Below are 18,337 nucleotides of genomic sequence, written 5' to 3'. Positions count from 1 at the left end.
GCGGTGTGCCGGTTATCCACAGGCCGAACGCACTGTCAGTGCCGTCTGATTCACTTTCCGTAATCGCTCGTCCGGTCTTTCCCGGGTGCTGTCACCCGAGGCCGGCCAGGTCGAGCAGCAATGACTTCACATCGGTGGCCGCGACGCGGTCGCCGACAGCGCGGGGGGTGGAGCAGATGATGAGCGGACCTTCGTCGTCGCTCAGGGGGAGGCGGCCGTGGCTGCCTCGAATAGGTGAGGGATCGAGGGGCACGACCGCCATGCGGTAGCGCATGCCGAGCTTCTTGCGGGCGAGCGCGCCCGCGGCCTTGACCTTGACGTACGGGTCGAGCGGATCCATGAAGAGCTCGACCGGGTCGTAGCCGGGTTTGCGGTGGATCTCGACGAGCTGCGCGAAATCGGGCGCGCGGGCGTCGTCGAGCCAGTAGTAGTACGTGAACCAGGCGTCCGGCTCCGCGACGGCGACGAGTTCGCCGGAGCGCGGATGGTCGAGGTGATGGGTCTTCTTGCCCTCGTCGTCGAGGAGTTGCTCGATACCGGGCAGATCGGCGAGCGCCGCCTTCGTGGCCTCCAGGTCCTCGGGGCGGCGTACGTAGACGTGGGCGATCTGGTGGTCGGCGACGGCGAAGGCACGTGAGGCCATTGGGTCGAGGTACTCCATGCCGTCCTGCGTGTGCACTTCGAGGAGTCCGGCGCGGCGCAGGGCACGGTTGATGTCGACGGGACGGTCCACGCGGGTGATGCCGTACTCGGACAGGGCGACGACGGTGCGGCCTTCCGCGCGGGCGTCGTCGAGGAGGGGGGCCGTGGCGGCGTCCAGGTCGGCGGCCGCCTTCAGGGAGCGCGGGTCGTCGGGGCCGAAGCGCTGCAGGTCGTAGTCGAGATGAGGGAGGTAACAGAGGGTCAGATCCGGGTGGCGGGTGCGGATGATGTGCCGGGTGGCGTCGATGATCCAGCGGCTGGAGACGAGGTCGGCGCCGGGACCCCAGAAGTGGAAGAGCGGGAACGTGCCGAGTTTCTCGGTGAGTTCGTCGTGCAAGGCCGGGGGCCGGGTGTAGCAGTCGGGTTCCTTGCGGCCGTCGGCGTAGTAGACCGGACGAGGGGTGATGGTGATGTCGGTGTCGGCGCCCATGGCGTACCACCAGCAGATATTGGCGACCGTGTAGCCGGGGTGCGCGCGCCGGGCGGCGTCCCACAGTTTGTCCCCGGACACCAGACCGTTGTGCTGGCGCCACAGCAGTACGTCGCCGAGGTCGCGGAAGTACCAGCCGTTGCCGACGATGCCGTGCTCGGACGGGTGGGTGCCGGTGAGGAACGTCGACTGGGCGGCGCAGGTGACGGCGGGCAGGACCGTGCCGAGGGTGGCCTGCGAGCCGGACTGGGCGAGGGTCTTGAGGTGGGGCATGTGGTCGAGGAGACGGGGGGTGAGGCCGACGACGTCGAGGACGAGGAGCGGGGTGGGGGTCGTGGAGCCGTCGGTGCCGGCCCGTGCTGGCGGGGTCTCATGGGTGCTCATGGGAGTTCCTTCAGGCCGAGGTCCGTCAACAGGTCCCGGGCAAGGGTGAGTTCCGCGGCGATGCCGTCGGCGAGCTGGGCGCGGGCTCGGGGGCGCAGCTCGGGCGGGAGTGCCTGCCAGGTGTAGGTCTCGACCTCGAGGTGGCTGGTCAGCGGGTGCGGGCCGCCGACCAGTCGGGTCAGCGTGTCCTTGAGTACGGGCAGCGTGGAGGTGAGGGGCGCGTCGGGGGCCGCGTGCAGCGGGACGTGGAAGTGGGCGCGCCACGGGGAGGCGTCGGGCAGTGCCTCCTCGTTGACGGCCTCGCCGAGGTCGTCGGTCCCGCGGAGTCCGGCGGCGGTGAGGGTGCGGGTCTGGTGCAGGAAGCGGGGTTCGTCGAAGGCGGCGAGTGCCTCGCGGACTTCGGGGAGGTGGGGGTGGTCGGCGTGCAGGGCGGCCGACAGCTGGGACTTGACGACGGGGACGTTGGCCGCGGCCAGCGCGTCCAGGGCGGTGTTCGGATCTTCGAAGGAGGTGGCGAGGTGGCAGGTGTCGACGCAGATACCGATGCGGGGGTGGCCGATCGCGGTGAGTGGGGCGATGGCGTCGGCCGTGGTCTCGACGGTGCAGCCCGGCTCGGGCTCCAGGCCGATACGGATGGAGCGGCCGGTCAGCTCCTCCAGCGCGTCGAGGCGTTCGGCGAGGGTGGTCAGGGCCGCGTGGGCCTTGGCGGCACGGCCGTCGTCGTACACCGTGCGCCAGGCGAGCGGCAGGGTGGAGATGGTGCCTTCGGTGACGTCGTCGGGGAGGAGCCCGGCGAGGACGCGGGCGAGGGCGGTGGTGTGTTCGAGCCGCTCGGGGTCGGCCCAGTCCGGCTTGTAGACGCGGTACTTGACCTCCTCGGCGCCGAACCCCTCGTACGGGAAGCCGTTGAGGGTGACGACTTCGAGGCCGCGCAGGTCGAGTTCGGTGCGCAGCCCGCGCAGGGCGGACGGGTCGGAGACGAGGGCGTGGGCGGCGTCCTTGGCGAGCCACAGGCCGATGCCGAGACGGTCGCGGCCCAGGCGTTTGCGTACGGGTTCACAGTGGTCGCGGAGCTGGGCGAGAACGCCGTCCAGGGTCTCGGCGGGGTGGACGTTGGTGCAGTAGGCGAGGTGAACGGTGGAGCCGTCGGGGTGGCGGAAGCGCATGGGTCACGCCCCCGTCGTCGTGGGGGCGGTCCTGGGAGTGGTGCCCGGGTCGGTCCCGGGGTCGGTCCCGGGGACGGTCTTCGGGACTCCGCGAAGGATGGAGTTGCCCTCGTGGGTGGCGTCCGTGCCGGCGACGTCCAGGTCCAGTCGGCCGCTGAGTCCGTAGAAGGCGACGGGGTTGCGCCACAGCACCTGGTCGACGTCGTCCTCGGTGAACCCGGCCTTCAGCAGGGCGTCCGCGACCTTGCGGGTCTTCAGCGGGTCGCTCTTGCCCCAGTCGGCGGCGGAGTTGACCAGCACCTTCTCCGGCCCGTACTCCTGCAGGACCGCGACCATCCGTTCCTCGTCCATCTTGGTGTCCGGATAGACGGAGAAGCCGAGCCAGCAGCCGCCGTCCTTGGCCTCCTTGACCGTGGTCTCGTTGAGGTGGTCGATCAGGACGTGGTCCGGGGGCAGTGCGGACTCCCGGACCACGTCGAGGGTGCGGCGCAGACCGGCCAGCTTGTCGCGGTGCGGAGTGTGGACGAGCGCGGGCAGCTCGTAGGTGACGGCGAGCTGGAGCTGGGCGGCCAGGGCGGTGTCCTCCGCGGGGGTCATCGAGTCGTAGCCGATCTCGCCGACGGCCACGACGTGGTCCTTGACGAGATACCGGGGCAGTTCGTCGAGGACGGGCACGCAGCGGGGGTCGTTGGCCTCTTTGGGGTTGAGAGCGAGGGTGCAGTGGTGGGCGATGCCGTACTGGGCGGCGCGGAAGGGTTCCCAGCCGAGGAGGGAGTCGAAGTAGTCGAGGAAGGAGGCCACCGAGGTGCGGGGCTGGCCGAGCCAGAAGGCGGGTTCGACGACGGCTCTGACGCCGGCCGCGTGCATGGCTTCGTAGTCGTCGGTGGTCCGTGACGTCATGTGGATGTGGGGGTCGAAGATGCGCATCAGGACTCCTTGCCGTCGCTGCCGTGGGGGGCGTCGGTGCCGGGCGGGGTGGCCGGGTGCTCGGTCAGGGACAGGACGCGGTGCAGGTCATGGGGTACGGGACGGCCCGCGGCGGTGCGTTCGTCGGCGTAGTCGGCGAGCATGCGGGCGAGTTCCGCGTCGGCGCGGGCGCGGCGGGGCAGATCGGCCACCGCCTCGACGGGGACACCGGTGAACAGGCACTTGAGCACGGCGTGCCGCCAGTTGTGGGCGTCCAGATGCAGGGCGGTGTACGGGCCGACGGCCGCGGCCACGAGCCGGGTGTCGTTGGTGCGCAGGGCGTCCTCGACGATCGGCAGGGCGTCGGGGCCCGGCACGAGGTGGGGCAGTGCCTGGAGGACGGCGCGGCGTTCGTCGGCGGTGCCCTGGCGGTAGACGCGGGCGAGGGTGGTCGCGTCGGCCCGGGCCGCGTGCAGGAGGAGGACGCGGGCCGCCTCCGCGTGGTCGGGGCCGCAGCGGCGGCCGGCCTCGGCGATCCGCAACTCCCAGACGGAGATGGGCCCGTGGGTGCCCGGGTGGGCGGCCGCCTCGTCGAGGGCCTGGTCCAGCCAGGCGCGCGCGGCGCCGTCGAGCCGTCCGTTCAGGCGGGTGTGCAGGGCGGTGAGGGCGGGCGGCGCGACGTCCGTCGGGGTGCCGAGGGCGTCGTGGAGGTGGTTCACGGGGTTCTCCCGTCGGAGTCGGTGGGGCCCTCGCCGGGGTTCGGCGGCCGGTCGTCGTCCGGGGGTGTGGAGACGGCGGCCGCGTGATGGAGGAACGGGAGGGACTGCTGGGCGAGTTGAGGGCCGGCGTGCGAGTGGCGGGGCAGCTCGACGGAGACCAGGCCCTGGTAGCCGACGGCGGCGAGGGCTTCGAGTACGGGAGGGAAGTCGATCTCTCCGTCACCGAAGGGGAGGTGTTCGTGGACGCCGCGCCGCATGTCCTCGATCTGGACGTGGCGCAGCCAGGGGGCGGCGGCGCGTACACAGTCGGCGGGTGAGAGGGGTTCGAGGCACTGGCAGTGGCCGATGTCTAGGGTGAGGCCGAGGGCGTCGGGGCTGCCGAGGGCGGTACGCAGGCGGTGGAAGTCGTCGAGGGTGGCGAGGAGGTGACCGGGTTCGGGTTCGACTGCGAGCGGGATTCCGGCGGCGGTGGCGGCGTCGAGGACGGGGGTGAGGGTTTCGGCGAGGCGCTTCCAGGCGGCGTCCTCGGCCGCGACAGCCTGCCCTTCGGTGTCTGTCTCTCCTGCTGTGTCCTTCGGGAGGATGCCGCTGAAGCAGTGGACCGCGTGGGCGCCGAGGTCGGTGGCGATCTGCACGGCTCTGACGAGCAGATCGGCGCGGCGGGCGCGTTGGGCAGGGTCCGGGTCGAGGAGGGACGGGCCGTGCTTGCGCCTCGGGTCTAGTACGTAGCGGGCGCCGGTCTCGATGGTGACGCCCAGGCCGAGCTCGTCCAGTCTGCGGGCGAGTTTGTGGGTGCGGGCCGTGAGGTCGGGGGCGAGCGGGTCCAGATGCATGTGGTCGAGCGTCAGGCCGACGCCGTCGTAGCCGAGGTCGGCGAGGAGGGAGAGGGCGTCGTCCAGGCGGAGGTCCGTGAGGCCGTTGGTGCCGTAGGAGTAGCGGAGGGGGTGCACGGTGGGACGGGGGCTCGGTCGAAGGCTCATGTCATGCTCACCTTCCGGCCGAACCGGCGGGCGGCCGGAGCGAGCGCCGCCGTCAGCAGGGCGGTGACCGGAGCGCCGGAGCGGGCCGCGAGGGCGGCCTGCAGGGGGATCATGGCTCGGATGCCGCCGCCGACGGCTCGTTGGGTGAGTTGGGGTGACGGGTTGAGGGCGGCGTGGAAGAGGGGGCGGGCGGCGGTCGCGGCGTAGACGGCGGCGAGTGCTCCGCGCAGGGACACGAGGTTGGGCGCGGTTGCCCCCGCGTGTGCCGGGTGGCGTTCCCGTCCCGGTTGCCGGCCCCGTCCCAGGTGCCGGTCCCCTGCCGGGTGCTGATCGCATGCCGGGTGCCGGTCTCGGCCCGGGCCGTCGCGGGTGATGGACCAGGCCAGTGCCGCCGTCGTGGCCAATCCGCTCAAGGGGGCCCAGGGTGAACCGCCCTGGGTCTCGTGGCGGGAGACCGTGGTGACGGCGAGGGTGTGGGTGCCCAGGGCCAGCGCGGAGGGCAGGGCCCTGCGCAGGTCGCCGTTGGCTGCCGCCCCGCCGAGCAGGAGGTCCAGGGCGCGGGCCGTCGCCATCGCCGCGGGGCCTGCGGGCGTGCGCTTGAGGACCAGGTCGTACGACCAGACCGTGGCGGCCAGCGCGCCGGCGACCGCGAGGGGTCGGCGGCCCGCTGTGGACGCCAGGGCCAGGCCCGCCGCCGTCAGGCCGCCGGCCGCCGCCAGGGCCGCGGCCGGCCTGATGCGGCCGGAGGGCAGGGGGCGGTGAGGGCGGTCCACGGCGTCCTCCTCGCGGTCGGCCCAGTCGTTGAGGGCCATGCCGGCCTCGTACAGGCAGAGGGAGGAGGCGATGGCCGCCAGGGTTCGGGGGGTCGGGCGCGCCCCGGCCGCGGCGGCGCCCGCGAGCGCGTCGCCGGGGACGGTGAAGAGGGCGGGGAGGCGCAGGAGTTCCACCCAGGCGTTCACATTCACTCCCTGCCTCGCGGTCCGTGATGATGTCGTTCTCGGGACGTCCCGTGGCACCGGCCTCACGCCTCGCACCCCGGGGCCCGCCTGCTGTTCCCCGAGTCCCGCCTCCAGTGCCACCGGGCTCGTGCGCAACTGCCCCGGGCTGGCGTACAGCTCGCTCAGGCTGCCGTGCGGCTGCCCCGGGCCCGTGTGCGGCTGGCCCGGGCCGGCGTGCAGCTCGCTCAGGCTGCCGTGCACCTGACCCGCGCTCGCGTGCAACCCGCTCAGGCTGCCGTGCAATTCGTCGCTCGGCCCGCCGCGCGGTCCACCCGCGCTTGCGTCCTGCGGCACCGGCCGCCCGCTCCCGCTCATCGCCGCTCACCCGAAAGGCCTCGCCACTCGCCTGAAGAGGCAGGCCGATCACTCAAGGAGCCAGGCCCCTCGCCCAAAGGCAATTGCGGATCCCCAACGCGCCGCAGCGGACCCCCAGCCCCAGCCCCGACCCCAGCCTTGGCTCCGGCTCCAGCCCCGACCCCACCCCCAACCGCAGCCCCGGCCTTGGCCCCAGCCCCCCTCAACCGCCCCGCGAACCCCACCAGTTCCGCGTACTGCTCGCCCAGGGCCGCCGGTCCCTCCCCCACCGGGTCCTTGAAGTAGAAGCCGAGTTCGGAGAGTGGGCCGGAGAGGCCGGTCTCGTGGGCTCGGGCGGTCAGGCGGGCCAGGTCGAGGATCAGGGGGGCCGCGAGGGAGGAGTCGCAGCCCTGCCAGGTCGTCTGGAGGACCATCCGGGTGCCGAGGAAGCCGTCGAAGGCGATGTGGTCCCAGGCTGTCTTCCAGTCGCCCAGGGACGGTACGTCGTCGATGTGGGTCTCGCCCTCGGGGACCCCGCCGAGGGTGTCGGCCAGGACGCGTTCCTTGCCCGCGTTCTTCGCCGCCGCGGCCCCCGGATCGGCGAGGGCCGCGCCGTCACCGCCGCCCAGCAGGTTCGTACCGGACCAGGCGCGGACCGCCAGCGCGCGCTGCGCGAACATCGGGCCGAGGACCGACCGCAGCAGGGTCTGGCCGGTCTTGCCGTCCCGGCCCGCGTACGGGAGGCCGGACTCCGCGGCCGCCGACGCAAGGGCCGGGTGGTGCAGGCCCATGGACGGTGTGAAGTTGACGTACGGGCAGCCCGCCCGCAGCGCGGCCGCCGCGTACAGGGAGCTGGCCGGGAGTTCCGTCCCGGTGGGCACGGGTTCCGTGGACGCCACGTTGACCACGACCGTGCGGTCCAGGCCGCATCGGCTTGTGAAGTCACGGATGTCGGAGGCCAGGGCCTCGACCAGTTCGTCCTCGTCGCGCGTCTCGCCGGACAGCGGGCCGCCGAGCCTGATCTCCCGGTCGGCGGCGGCGAGTTCGGCGGTGACGGCCGACGGAAGTCCGGGCGGCAGCACGCCCCCGGCGGCCAGCGCCTCCGCCCGCTTGGGCAGGGGGCAGTCCACCATGTCGTGCCCGCCGAAGACGAGGGACGACAGCGGTAGCAGTCCGCAGTCGGCGAACGCGGGGGTCTCGGTGACCATGCCCGTCGGTGGGTGCAGCCCCGCGGTCACCGCGGCGCACCCCGTGACGGCCGTGGTGGCGACAGAGCCACGTGCTCCGATCAGCCACACTCCCACCCGGGACGGGGAGACGGAGGATTCGGCGGACATGGGCAGCCTCCTTGTCGTACGTGAGGTTGTTCGCGAGCCGGATCGGGCAGCCGGGAGAATCGGCCGCCACAGAGGGGACAAGACGGCGGGCGGAGGTCCGGCGTCCCCCGCCCGCCGCCGCTCAATCGCCCTGCGCGCCGGTTCGCGCCGGCAGTTCCTTGATCCGGATGTCCCGGAAGGACACCTGGTCCTCGGCTCCGTGGTTCTGGATGCCGACATGACCGTCACGCAGGTTGCGCGCCGGATCGGTGTTGGTGAAATCGTTGATCTTCACGCCGTTGAGCCAGACGCGGAGTCGTTCGCCCTCCACGCGGATCTCGTACGTGTTCCACTCCCCCGGCGGATTCAGCGCACGGTCGCGCTTCCTGATGTCGGCGGACTGGAAGCTGTACACGGCCCCGGTGGTGCGGTCGGGGGCGTCGGACGCGTCGATCTGGACCTCATAGCCGTTGTTGACGGCCGACCAGGGGTCGTCGGAGGCCGGGAAGCCCACGAACACACCGGAGTTGTCGTCCCCGGAGGCACTCGCCATCCTCCAGTCGAGCTTCAGCGAGTACGAGCCGAGGCCGCGGTCCGCGTACCAGAGCATGCCCAGGCCGCCGGACGACGTGAGTGTGCCGTCGTCCGAGAGCGAGAACGAGCCCGGTCCCGCCTGCTTCCAGTCCGCCAGTGACTCGGCGGTCCCGTCGAAGAGGGGTGAATACCCCTTCTCCGGGCGGCAGTCGGCCTCCGCGGCGCCGACGGCCCAACGGATGCCGCCCAGCAGGTGCTGCCGGGAGGCGGGATCGGCGTACGACTCCTTGGTGTGACCGCTTCCGGTGTAGAAGGCGCGGCCGCCCCGGTACTCCTGGCACCAGGCGATCGGATGGTCGCCGCTCATCGTGCCGCCGCTGTACGACGACTCGTCGAGCGAGGCCAGGATGTGGGCCCGGTCCCGGGGATTGGAGCGGTAGTTGTACCACTCGTCCGTACGGTTCCAGGACTCCCCGAGGTGCGAGGTGGCCGGGTGTGCCCGGTCCTCGACCTCGATCCGCGCGGGCTGGATCGCCGGGTGCGACTGGAAGTAGGCGCCGGCCAGGCCGCCGTAGAACTCCCAGTCGTACTCGGTGTCGGCGGCCGCGTGGATGCCCACGTAACCGCCGCCGCGCTCGATGTAGCTCTCGAAGGCCCGCTGTTGGGCCTTGTTGAGGACGTCCCCGGTCGTGGAGAGGAAGACCACGGCGTCGTACCGGCCGAGGTTGCGCGAGGAGAAGGCTCCCGCATCCTCGGTGGCGTCGACCCTGAACCCGTTCGCGGCGCCGAGGCTCTTCACCGCGGCGACCCCTTCGGGGATCGAGTCGTGCCGGAACCCGGCGGTCTTGGAGAACACCAGGACCCGGTCACCCTTCGAGGGCTTCTTCGACGCGGCAGCCCCGGTCGGCCCCGACGAGCCGGAGGAGGATCCCTTCGACGCGGCCGGGCCCGACACACACCCGATGAGCAGGGCGGCGCCGACGACAGCGGTCACAGTTCGGGCAGTTGCTCGCATGGCGCACCTCCCTCAGCGGGTTGTGAAGGTGAAGTCGTCCACGTCGTACAGGGCTCCGGTCCCGCTCCCCTTGAAGACGAGGTAGAGCGTGGTGGTGCCGCGCGGCGCGTTCCTCAGATTGGCGCTGACGTCCTGGAAGTTCTCCCAGCCGCCGGTCACCGGGACGGTCGCGGTGCCGAGCAGGCGGCCGGTGGGCGAGCCCGCGCGGACCTCCAGCTTGCCGCCGGTGCCGCCGGAGGAGATGCGCGCCGTGATCTTCGTGGCGTTGCTCAGGACGTACGGCTCGAAGGAGATCCAGTCGCGGTTGTTGATGTCACCGACGGTCCGTCCGCCGTGTGCGGTGGCCTTGGTCTGGATCGTGACGCCCTCGGACTTGCCGTAGTGCTCGGCCTGCCGGTGCCTGGGCTGGACGACGTTCTGGTCGTGCGTGGTGAGCGCCTCCTGGCCGCCGCCTCCGTTGTCGGTGTACTCCGCGTCGAAGACACCGAAGATGTTGGCGTCCTCGTCGTGGCCGCCGTCGGCGCTGGTCTGGATGGTGCCGGAGCAGCCGTTCGCGGTGGTCAGCGGGTGACCGTGGCTGTCGTGACCCAGGACGAAGCTGACCTTCACCTTGGCGCAGTCGATCGACCTGCCGTCCTCCGGGTCGGTCACCTTGACCTTGAAGGGCACGGCGTCACCGAAGCTGAACAGCTGCCCGTCCTCGGGGAGTTGGAGGGTCACCTTCGGCGCGGTGTTGCCGACGACGATCCGTACGCTCGCGCTGCCGGTCCGCCCGGTGGCGTCCTTCGCGGTCAGCGTCGCCGTGTAGGTGCCGTTCTTCTTGTACGTGTACGTCGGGTTCGCCGAGGTCGACGTGCCGCCGTCGCCGAAGTCCCAGCTGTACGTCAGGGCGTCACCGTCGGCGTCCGTGGTGCCGGCCGAGGAGAACTTGACCTTCAGCTTCGCCTGTCCCGAGGTGCGGTCGGCCGCAGCCTGTGCCACGGGCGAGTGGCCGTCGGTCGCGTTCTCGATCCGGTACAGGGCCGAGTTCTCGTCACCGCCGAACCACGCGAGGCCGTAGTCGAGGACGTACAGCGCGCCGTCCGGGCCGAAGGCCATGTCCATGATCTGGGTGCCGGTCCACGGCACGTCGTTGATGGACTGCACGGTGCCGCTGTCGTCCGAGGCGATCCGCTTGATCCAGCGGCGGCCGAACTCGCCGGCGAAGAAGTCCCCGTCGTACGCCTCCGGGAACTTGACCGGGGAGTCGAGCGAGGCGTCGTAGTCGTAGACCGGGCCGCCCATCGGGGACTCGGAGCCGCTGCCGAACTCGGGCACGGAAGCGCCGTCGTAGGGGATCCACGCGGTCTGGGCCGGGGGCAGGTCCGTCAGGCCCGTGTTGTTGGGCGAGGTGTTCTTGGGTGCGGAGCAGTCGAAGGAGGCCCCCGACGCGCCCGTGCCGAAGTCGTAGTCCACGTAGGCGTCGTTGTTGCCCGTGCAGTAGGGCCAGCCGAAGTTGCCGGGCTCGGTGACGCGGGCGAACTCGACCTGGCCGGCCGGGCCGCGCGCGGGATCGGCGGCACCGGCGTCCGGGCCGTAGTCGCCGACGTAGAGGATGCCGGTCTTCTTGTCGACGCTGAAGCGGAACGGGTTGCGGAAGCCCATCGCGTAGATCTCGGGCTTCGTCTTGTCCGTGCCGGGCGCGAAGAGGTTGCCGTCCGGGACCGTGTACGAACCGTCGGCGTTCACCTTGATGCGCAGGATCTTGCCGCGCAGGTCGTTGGTGTTGCCGGAGGTGCGCTGCGCGTCGAAGACGGGGTTGCGGTTGGCGCGCTCATCGATGGGCGAGTAGCCGTCCGACTGGAACGGGTTGGAGTCGTCACCGGTCGACAGGTAGAGGTTCCCGGCCGCGTCGAAGTCGATGTCCCCGCCCACGTGGCAGCAGATGCCGCGGGTCGCCGGGACGTCGAGGATCTTCTTCTCGCTGGCGTTGTCGAGGGTGCCGTCCGCCTTCAGGACGAAGCGCGAGAGCCGGTTGACGCCGTCGAAGGGCGCGAAGTCGGCCGCGGTGCCCGTCTCGGGCGCGTCGCCCGCCGGGGTGTCGAGCGGCGGGGCGTAGTAGAGGTAGATGAAGCGGTTGTCGGCGAAGCCGGGGTCGATGCCGACGCCCTGCAGGCCTTCCTCGTCGTGCGAGTAGACGGCGAGCTTGCCCGCCAGCCTGGTGTTTCCGGCGCTGTCGGTGATCCGCAGTTCGCCGTCGCGCGAGGTGTGCAGGACCGAGCGGTCCGGGAGGACGGCCAGCGACATGGGCTCGCCGACCTCGGGTTCACCCTTGGCGAGGGTGACCTGCTGGAAGTCCTCGGCGGCCGCGGGCGCGGCCGGCGCGGCGGCCGGGTCGGCGACGGCGGCGCCCGCCGGCGGTGTGGCCAGGGTGAGCGAGGCACCCGCGAGGAGTGCACCGGTGAACAGGGCGAGCGCCTTGCGCAGTCGGAGTCTCGGGCGTCGTCTGTGGCTCTCGGTACTGGTGGTGCCTATGTGGTCGTTCCCGTGCACGGAATGCCTCCAGAGTGGGGCTGGTTGTACATGCGGGTGCGATGCGCCGGGGTGCGCCGTCACCCCGGAACGAACTCTGTGAGGGGGGTGGCTAGTCGTTGCCGCCGAACGCCGCGTCGAAGGACGCCGTCGGAGGTTCGAAGTCGTACGCCTTCAGCCGGGTGAGTGCCTCGGGTGCGCCCTGGAGACGGTCCATGCCCGCGTCCTCCCACTCGACCGAGATGGGGCCCTTGTAGTCGATGGAGCGCAGCATCCGGAACACGTCCTCCCAGGGGACGTCTCCGTGGCCCGCGGACACGAAGTCCCAGCCGCGGCGCGGGTCGCCCCACGGCAGATGGGAGCCGAGCCGTCCGTTGCGGCCGTCGAGGCGCTTGCGGGCCTCCTTGCAGTCCACGTGGTAGATCCGGTCGCGGAAGTCCCACAGGAAGCCGACCGGGTCGAGGTCCTGCCAGACGAAGTGCGAGGGGTCGAAGTTCAGCCCGAAGGCCGGCCGGTGGTCAACTGCCTCAAGGGTGCGCTGAGTTGTCCAGTAGTCGTACGCGATCTCGCTGGGGTGGACCTCGTGCGCGAACCGCACGCCCTCGGTGTCGAAGACGTCGAGGATGGGGTTCCAGCGCATGGCGAAGTCGTCATAGCCGCGCTCGATCATCGACTCGGGGGCGGGCGGGAACATCGCGACCAGGTGCCAGATCGCGGAGCCGGTGAAGCCGATGACGGTGTCGACGCCGAAGGCCGCCGCGGCGCGCGCGGTGTCGGCGATCTCGGCCGCCGCCCGCTGCCGTACGCCCTCGGCCTCGCCGTCTCCCCAGATGCGGGAGGGCAGGATCGCCTGGTGGCGTTCGTCGATGATGGCGTCGCAGACGGCCTGGCCGACCAGGTGGTTGGAGATGGCCCAGCACTTGAGGCCGTACTTGTCGAGCAGTTCCCGGCGCGAGTCGAGGTAGGTGGAGTCCGCGAGGGCCTTGTCGACCTCGAAGTGGTCGCCCCAGCAGGCCAGTTCGAGTCCCTCGTAGCCGAAGTCGCGGGCGAGCCGGCAGACCTCTTCGAGCGGCAGGTCGGCCCACTGGCCGGTGAACAGCGTGAAAGTGCGCGGCATGGGACAGGCCCTCCTCTAAGCGGGACTTGTGAAGTCCCGTGCGGTACAGCGCCCCGTAAGGGGCGCGGGGCTGTGACATATGCGGCTCCGCCGCGGGGCGCGATCAGCCACCACCGGTCCGCGGCAAATGAACCGCATGCCCGGCGGAGCGCTCAGCTCGCGATGGGGGTGTAGACGGAGTTCTTCTCGGCGCTCTCCTCGACCGCCGCGAGCACGCGCTGCACCTGCAGCCCGTCGGCGAAGGAGGGCAGCGGCTGCGCGCCGTCCGCGATCGCGTGCACCAGGTCGCGGGCCTGGTGGACGAAGGTGTGCTCGTAGCCGAGGCCGTGGCCCGGCGGCCACCAGGCCTCCAGGTAGGGGTGGTCGGGTTCGGTGACGAGGATGCGGCGGAAGCCGGCGTGGGTGCCGGGCTCCGTGCCGTCGTGGTACGAGAGTTCGTTGAGGCGCTCCAGGTCGAAGGCCAACGAGCCGTTCTCGCCGTTGAGTTCGATGCGCAGGGAGTTCTTGCGGCCGGTGGCGAACCGGGTGGCCTCGAAGGACGCGAGGGCGCCCGAGGCGAACCGTCCGGTGAACAGGGCGGCGTCGTCGACCGTGACGGCGCCGAGTTCGCCGCCCCCGGCCGCCGAGAGGCCGCTGGAGGCTCCGGACAGCAGCGGCCGCTCCCGTACGAAGGTCTCGGTGAGCGCGGACACTCCCACGACCGGCTCGCCCGCCAGGTACTGGGCGAGGTCGACGATGTGCGCGCCCAGGTCGCCGAGCGCTCCCGAACCCGCCGACTCCTTGCGCAGCCGCCAGGTGAGCGGGAACTCCCGGTCCACCAGCCAGTCCTGAAGGTATGTCACCCGTACGTGCCGCAGGGTGCCGAGGCGCCCCTCGGCGACCATCTGCCGGGCGAGTGAAGTGGCAGGCACCCGGCGGTAGTTGAAGCCGACCATCGCCACCTGGCCGCGCTCGGCGGCGGCTCGGGCGGCCTCGGCCATCGCCTCGGCCTCCTCGACCGTGTTGGCGAGGGGCTTCTCGCACAGCACGTGCTTGCCCGCGGCGAGCGCGGCGACGGCGATCTCGGCGTGGCTGTCGCCGGGGGTGCAGATGTCGACGACATCGACGTCGTCGCGGGAGATCAGTGCCCGCCAGTCGGTCTCGGCGGCCGCCCAGCCGAGCCGGTCGGCCGCCGCTCGTACGGCTCCCGCGTCACGGCCGCAGACGGCGGCGAGGACCGGTCGGCGTGGCAGGTCGAAGACACGGCCCACGGTGCGCCAGCCCTGTGAGTGGGCGGCGCCCATGAAGGCGTATCCGACCATGCCCACGCCCAGGGGCGGCCTTCCGGCCGCTGCCCCGGCCTGTGCCTCGTCGGGCTGCTGCGGCTGTCCCATGCGGAGGTCCTCCTTTTCGTGGTGGCGCGGTGGGGGGTTGTCCTGCGGGGGCGCTCCGCGGGGTGCGTGGGTTGTCTGCGGGTCCGTTTTGGCTGGTCGCGCAGTTCCCCGCGCCCCTTCAGGGCGCCCCTCGCGGGGCGCGGCCTACTTGAAGCCTGTGGGCAGGTACTGCTTGACGTTGGCCTTGTCGACCACCGCCGAGTAGAGGGTCAGGGATGCCGGGATCTCGAACTCGGCGAGGCCGCCGATGCCCTTGCTCTGGCCCAGCGCGCGGGCGAGGTCGATCGCGGACGCGGCCATGGTCGGCGGGTAGAGGACGGTGGCCTTGAGGACGCTGTTGTCCGACTCGATGGCCTGCATGGCGGACAGGGCGCCCGCGCCGCCGACCATCAGGAAGTCGTCGCGTCCGGCCTGCTCGATGGCGCGCAGGGCACCGACTCCCTGGTCGTCGTCGTGGTTCCACAGGGCGTCGAAGTTCGACTGGGCCTGCAGGAGCTGGGACATCTTGGCCTGTCCCGACTCGACGGTGAACTCGGCGGCCTGGCGGGCGACCTTCTTGATGTTCGGGTAGTTCTTGAGGGCCGCGTCGAAGCCCTGCGTGCGCTGCTTCGTCAGCTCCAGGTTGTCGAGGCCCGCGAGCTCGATGACCCGGGCGCCCTTCTTGTCCTTGAGCTGCTCGCCGATGTAGTGGCCGGCGTTGAGGCCCATGCCGTAGTTGTCGCCGCCTATCCAGCAGCGGTACGCCTGCGGGGAGTTGAAGATCCGGTCAAGGTTGACGACGGGGATGCCGGCACGCATGGCCTGGAGGCCGACCTGGGTGAGCGCCTTGCCGTCGGCGGGCAGCACCACCAGGACGTCGACCTTCTTGTTGATCAGCGTCTCGATCTGGCCGATCTGCTGGGCGGTGTCGTTGGAGCCCTCGGTGATCTCCAGCGTCACGTCCTTGTACTTCTTGGCGCGGCTCTTGGCGTTGTCGTTGATCGCGTTGAGCCAGCCGTGGTCGGCCTGCGGGCCGGCGAAGCCGATGGTGACCTGCTTGCCGGGCTTGTCGTCGGCGGCGGGCTGGTCGTTGGAGGCCGGCTCGTCGTCGGATTCATTGCTGGTGCAACCGGCGAGGAGGACACCGGCCGAGACGGCGGCGGTGCCGAAGAGCAGTCCTCTGCGGCTCGTGATCTCTGGCATGGCGGTGAACCCTTTCCTCAGGTCGTGCTGGCGGTACGGCGCTGGACGAGCACGGCGGCGACGATGATCGCGCCCTTGGCGATCTGCTGGACGTCGCTCTGCAGGTTGTTCAGGGCGAAAATGTTGGTGATCGTGGTGAAGATCAGGACTCCGAGCACCGAGCCGACGATGGTGCCGCGTCCCCCGGTGAGCAGCGTGCCGCCGATGATCGCGGCGGCGATGGCGTCGAGTTCGTAGAGGTTGCCGTTGGTGTTCTGGCCCGAGCCGGACAGGATGATCAGCAGGAAGGCGGCGATGCCGCAGCACAGTCCGGACAGCAGGTAGAGGTAGAGGCGCTGGCGGCGTACGTCGATGCCGGCGAGCCGGGCCGCCTCCGCGTTGCCGCCGACGGCGACCGTGCGGCGGCCGAAGGTGGTGCGGTTGAGCACGAGCCAGCCGATGATCGTCACGACCGCGAACACCATGACGAGCGGCGGGACGCCGAGGACGTAGGAGTCGCGCTCACCGAGGTCGAGGATTCCGTCGACGGTGACGACCTGGGTGTTGCCGTCGGTTATCTGGAGGGCGAGACCGCGGGCCGAGGCGAGCATGGCCAGGGTCGCGATGAACGGCACCATGGTGCCGTACGCGATCAGTACGCCGTTGACGAGGCCGCAGCCGACGCCGACGATCACCGCCGTGAAGAAGATGCCGACGAAGCCGTAGTCCTGGGTGGCGACGGTCGTCGCCCACACCGAGGCGAGTGCGACGATCGCGCCGACGGACAGGTCGATGCCTCCGGAGATGATGACGAAGGTCATGCCGACCGTGACGACACCGATCACCGAGGCCTGGGTGAGGACGAGTTGGAGGTTGCGGGTGTCGAGGAACTCGTCGGGCTTGGTGATGCCTCCGATGAGGATCAGGGCGGCGAGCACACCGAGCAGCGAGAGCGTGCGGACGTCGGCACGGGCCACGACCGCCCGCCACGGACTGGGTTCCACCTGTGGTGACAGCTTCGGGGTGTCGTCCCGGGGCGGGGACACGGGCTGCGTCATGACGCCGGGCTTCCTTCCATGACGAGGTCGAGTACGCGGTGTTCGTCGAGCTCCTGGGCGGGCGCCGTGTGCACGACCCGGCCCTCGCGGAGCACCAGGACGCGGTCGGCGAGGCCGAGGACCTCGGGTACTTCGCTGGAGACCATGAGCACGGCCAGGCCTTCGTCGGCGAGGCGGCGGATGACGGCGTACAACTCGGCGCGGGCGCCGACGTCGACGCCGCGGGTCGGTTCGTCGAGCAGCAGCACCCGGCAGCCGCGCAGCAGCCAGCGGGCCAGGACCGCCTTCTGCTGGTTGCCGCCGGAGAGGGTGCGCACGGGTGCGGACGGGTTGTCGGGGCGCAGTGACAGTTCGCGGGTCGCCTTCTGTGCCGCGTTGCGCTCTGCGCTCCGGTCGAGCCAACCCCCGTACGAGAAGCGGGACATGGAGGACACGGAGACGTTCCGGGTGACGGACTCCAGCATCAGCAGGGCCTGTGCCTTGCGCTCCTCGGGGGCGAGGCCGAGTCCTGCGCGGACGGCGGCTCGGACGCTGCCTGGCTTCAACCGCTTGCCGTCGACGAGGACTTGGCCGTTGCTCGGTTTGCGGGCGCCGTAGATGGTCTCCAGGATCTCGGAGCGGCCTGAGCCGACGAGTCCCGCGAGGCCGACGATCTCGCCGGGGCGCAGGGTGAGGTCGAGGGAGGCGAACTCCCCGTCCCGGGCGAGGCCTTGGACCTCCAGCACGGGATCGGGCAGTGCCTGGTTCGTGGGCCGCTCGGGGAAGACGTACTCGACGTTCCGCCCGGTCATCAGCGCGACGACCTCGCGGGTCGGCGTCGACTCCGCGGGCAGTCCGCCGGCCACCGCCCGGCCGTCCTTCAGGACCGTGACCCGGTCGCCGATGCGGCGGATCTCCTCAAGGCGGTGCGAGATGTAGACGACGGCCACGCCCTCCGCGGTCAGGTCGCCGACGATGCGGAAGAGGTTGTCGACCTCGTCGGGGTCCAGGGCCGCGGACGGTTCGTCCATGACGATGAGGCGTACGTCGTGGGAGAGCGCCCGTGCCATGGAGACGATCTGCTGCTGGGCGGCGGACAGGTCGCCGACGAGCCGCGCGGGATCGACCTCTGAGTGCCCAAGTCGCTTGAGCAGGGCGGCAGTTGAGGCCTTGGCGTCCTTGCCGCGTACGACGAATCCGGCGGTCGTCGGCTCATGGCCGAGGTAGACGTTCTCGGCCACCGACAGGTGCTCCACCAGGTCGAGTTCCTGGTAGATGGTGGCGATACCGAGGCGCATGGCGGCGATGGGCGAGCGCAGGGTGACCTGTTCGCCGCGCCAGGTGATCGTGCCCTCGTCCGGCTGGTGGGCGCCCGCGAGGACCTTGATGAGCGTGGACTTCCCCGCGCCGTTCTGGCCGAGCAGGCAGTGCACTTCGCCGGTCTGGACGTCGAGGTCGACGCCGTCGAGGGCCCGGACACCGGGGAACGACTTGGTGATTCCGGACATGGTGAGCAGGGGTGGTTCTGGAGCCATGACGGTTCCCCTCGGCGTGCGGGCCGGTCTCAGGGCAGGGCGGAGTGAGGCAGGGCGAAGCAGGGTGTGGTGGTGAGGTGTGGTGCGGTAGCGCCTCGGGAAGAGGTGCTGCTCGTGCGGCTCGTGGAGAATGTGGCGCTTGGGCGGCTCGTGCGGAAG

At 71.1% G+C, this 18,337-nt stretch carries 14 protein-coding genes; all 14 read right to left on the bottom strand.

Annotated elements, in window-relative coordinates:
• Positions 1–91 precede the first annotated feature (91 nt).
• Positions 92–1,516, bottom strand: coding sequence for an alkaline phosphatase family protein (locus tag ACFWXQ_RS25785; RefSeq protein WP_383944859.1), 1,425 nt, complete (start codon positions 1,514–1,516; stop codon positions 92–94).
• Positions 1,513–2,682 (bottom strand): metabolite traffic protein EboE, encoded by a 1,170-nt coding sequence (gene eboE / locus ACFWXQ_RS25780; protein WP_383944861.1) that lies wholly within the window; start codon positions 2,680–2,682, stop codon positions 1,513–1,515. Before eboE ends, ACFWXQ_RS25785 begins: the two co-directional genes overlap by 4 nt.
• 3 nt (positions 2,683–2,685) lie before the next feature.
• Positions 2,686–3,609: a TatD family hydrolase gene (locus ACFWXQ_RS25775; RefSeq protein WP_383944864.1), complete on the bottom strand. Its 924-nt coding sequence runs from the start codon at positions 3,607–3,609 to the stop codon at positions 2,686–2,688.
• Positions 3,609–4,307, bottom strand: coding sequence for an EboA domain-containing protein (locus tag ACFWXQ_RS25770; protein WP_383944867.1), 699 nt, complete (start codon positions 4,305–4,307; stop codon positions 3,609–3,611). The genes ACFWXQ_RS25775 and ACFWXQ_RS25770 overlap by 1 nt, the downstream gene beginning before the upstream one ends.
• Positions 4,304–5,287 carry a sugar phosphate isomerase/epimerase family protein gene (locus tag ACFWXQ_RS25765; RefSeq protein WP_383944870.1) on the bottom strand — a complete coding sequence of 328 codons (984 nt, stop codon included), beginning with the start codon at positions 5,285–5,287 and terminating at the stop codon, positions 4,304–4,306. The genes ACFWXQ_RS25770 and ACFWXQ_RS25765 overlap by 4 nt, the downstream gene beginning before the upstream one ends.
• The gene (locus ACFWXQ_RS25760; protein ID WP_383944873.1) at positions 5,284–6,246 is read right to left on the bottom strand and encodes an SCO3242 family prenyltransferase; all 963 of its coding nucleotides are present in this window, start codon (positions 6,244–6,246) and stop codon (positions 5,284–5,286) included. The genes ACFWXQ_RS25765 and ACFWXQ_RS25760 overlap by 4 nt, the downstream gene beginning before the upstream one ends.
• Before the next feature lie 350 nt (positions 6,247–6,596).
• A complete protein-coding gene (locus ACFWXQ_RS25755; RefSeq protein ID WP_383944876.1) occupies positions 6,597–7,916 on the bottom strand; it encodes an inositol-3-phosphate synthase in 1,320 nt (439 codons plus the stop codon).
• A gap of 121 nt (positions 7,917–8,037) precedes the next feature.
• Positions 8,038–9,444 (bottom strand): ThuA domain-containing protein, encoded by a 1,407-nt coding sequence (locus ACFWXQ_RS25750; RefSeq protein ID WP_383944878.1) that lies wholly within the window; start codon positions 9,442–9,444, stop codon positions 8,038–8,040.
• A 12-nt stretch (positions 9,445–9,456) separates the two neighbouring features.
• Positions 9,457–11,976, bottom strand: a complete 2,520-nt coding sequence (locus ACFWXQ_RS25745) for a PQQ-dependent sugar dehydrogenase (RefSeq protein ID WP_383944881.1) — start codon at positions 11,974–11,976, stop codon at positions 9,457–9,459.
• 91 nt (positions 11,977–12,067) lie between these two features.
• Positions 12,068–13,072, bottom strand: a complete 1,005-nt coding sequence (locus ACFWXQ_RS25740; protein ID WP_383944884.1) for a sugar phosphate isomerase/epimerase family protein — start codon at positions 13,070–13,072, stop codon at positions 12,068–12,070.
• Between the two features lie 152 nt (positions 13,073–13,224).
• Complete coding sequence (locus ACFWXQ_RS25735; protein ID WP_383944887.1) at positions 13,225–14,445, bottom strand: Gfo/Idh/MocA family protein; 1,221 nt, start codon at positions 14,443–14,445, stop codon at positions 13,225–13,227.
• A 144-nt stretch (positions 14,446–14,589) separates the two neighbouring features.
• Entirely contained in the window at positions 14,590–15,627 is a 1,038-nt protein-coding gene (locus tag ACFWXQ_RS25730) for a substrate-binding domain-containing protein (RefSeq protein ID WP_383944889.1), read from the bottom strand.
• 17 nt (positions 15,628–15,644) lie between these two features.
• A complete protein-coding gene (locus tag ACFWXQ_RS25725; RefSeq protein WP_200394912.1) occupies positions 15,645–16,664 on the bottom strand; it encodes an ABC transporter permease in 1,020 nt (339 codons plus the stop codon).
• Positions 16,661–18,178: a sugar ABC transporter ATP-binding protein gene (locus ACFWXQ_RS25720; protein ID WP_383944894.1), complete on the bottom strand. Its 1,518-nt coding sequence runs from the start codon at positions 18,176–18,178 to the stop codon at positions 16,661–16,663. Before ACFWXQ_RS25720 ends, ACFWXQ_RS25725 begins: the two co-directional genes overlap by 4 nt.
• Positions 18,179–18,337 lie beyond the last annotated feature (159 nt).

This window comes from Streptomyces sp. NPDC058697 (assembly GCF_042715345.1).
Taxonomy (GTDB): domain Bacteria; phylum Actinomycetota; class Actinomycetes; order Streptomycetales; family Streptomycetaceae; genus Streptomyces; species Streptomyces liliifuscus.
This window is presented reverse-complemented; position numbering and strand designations above follow the sequence as displayed.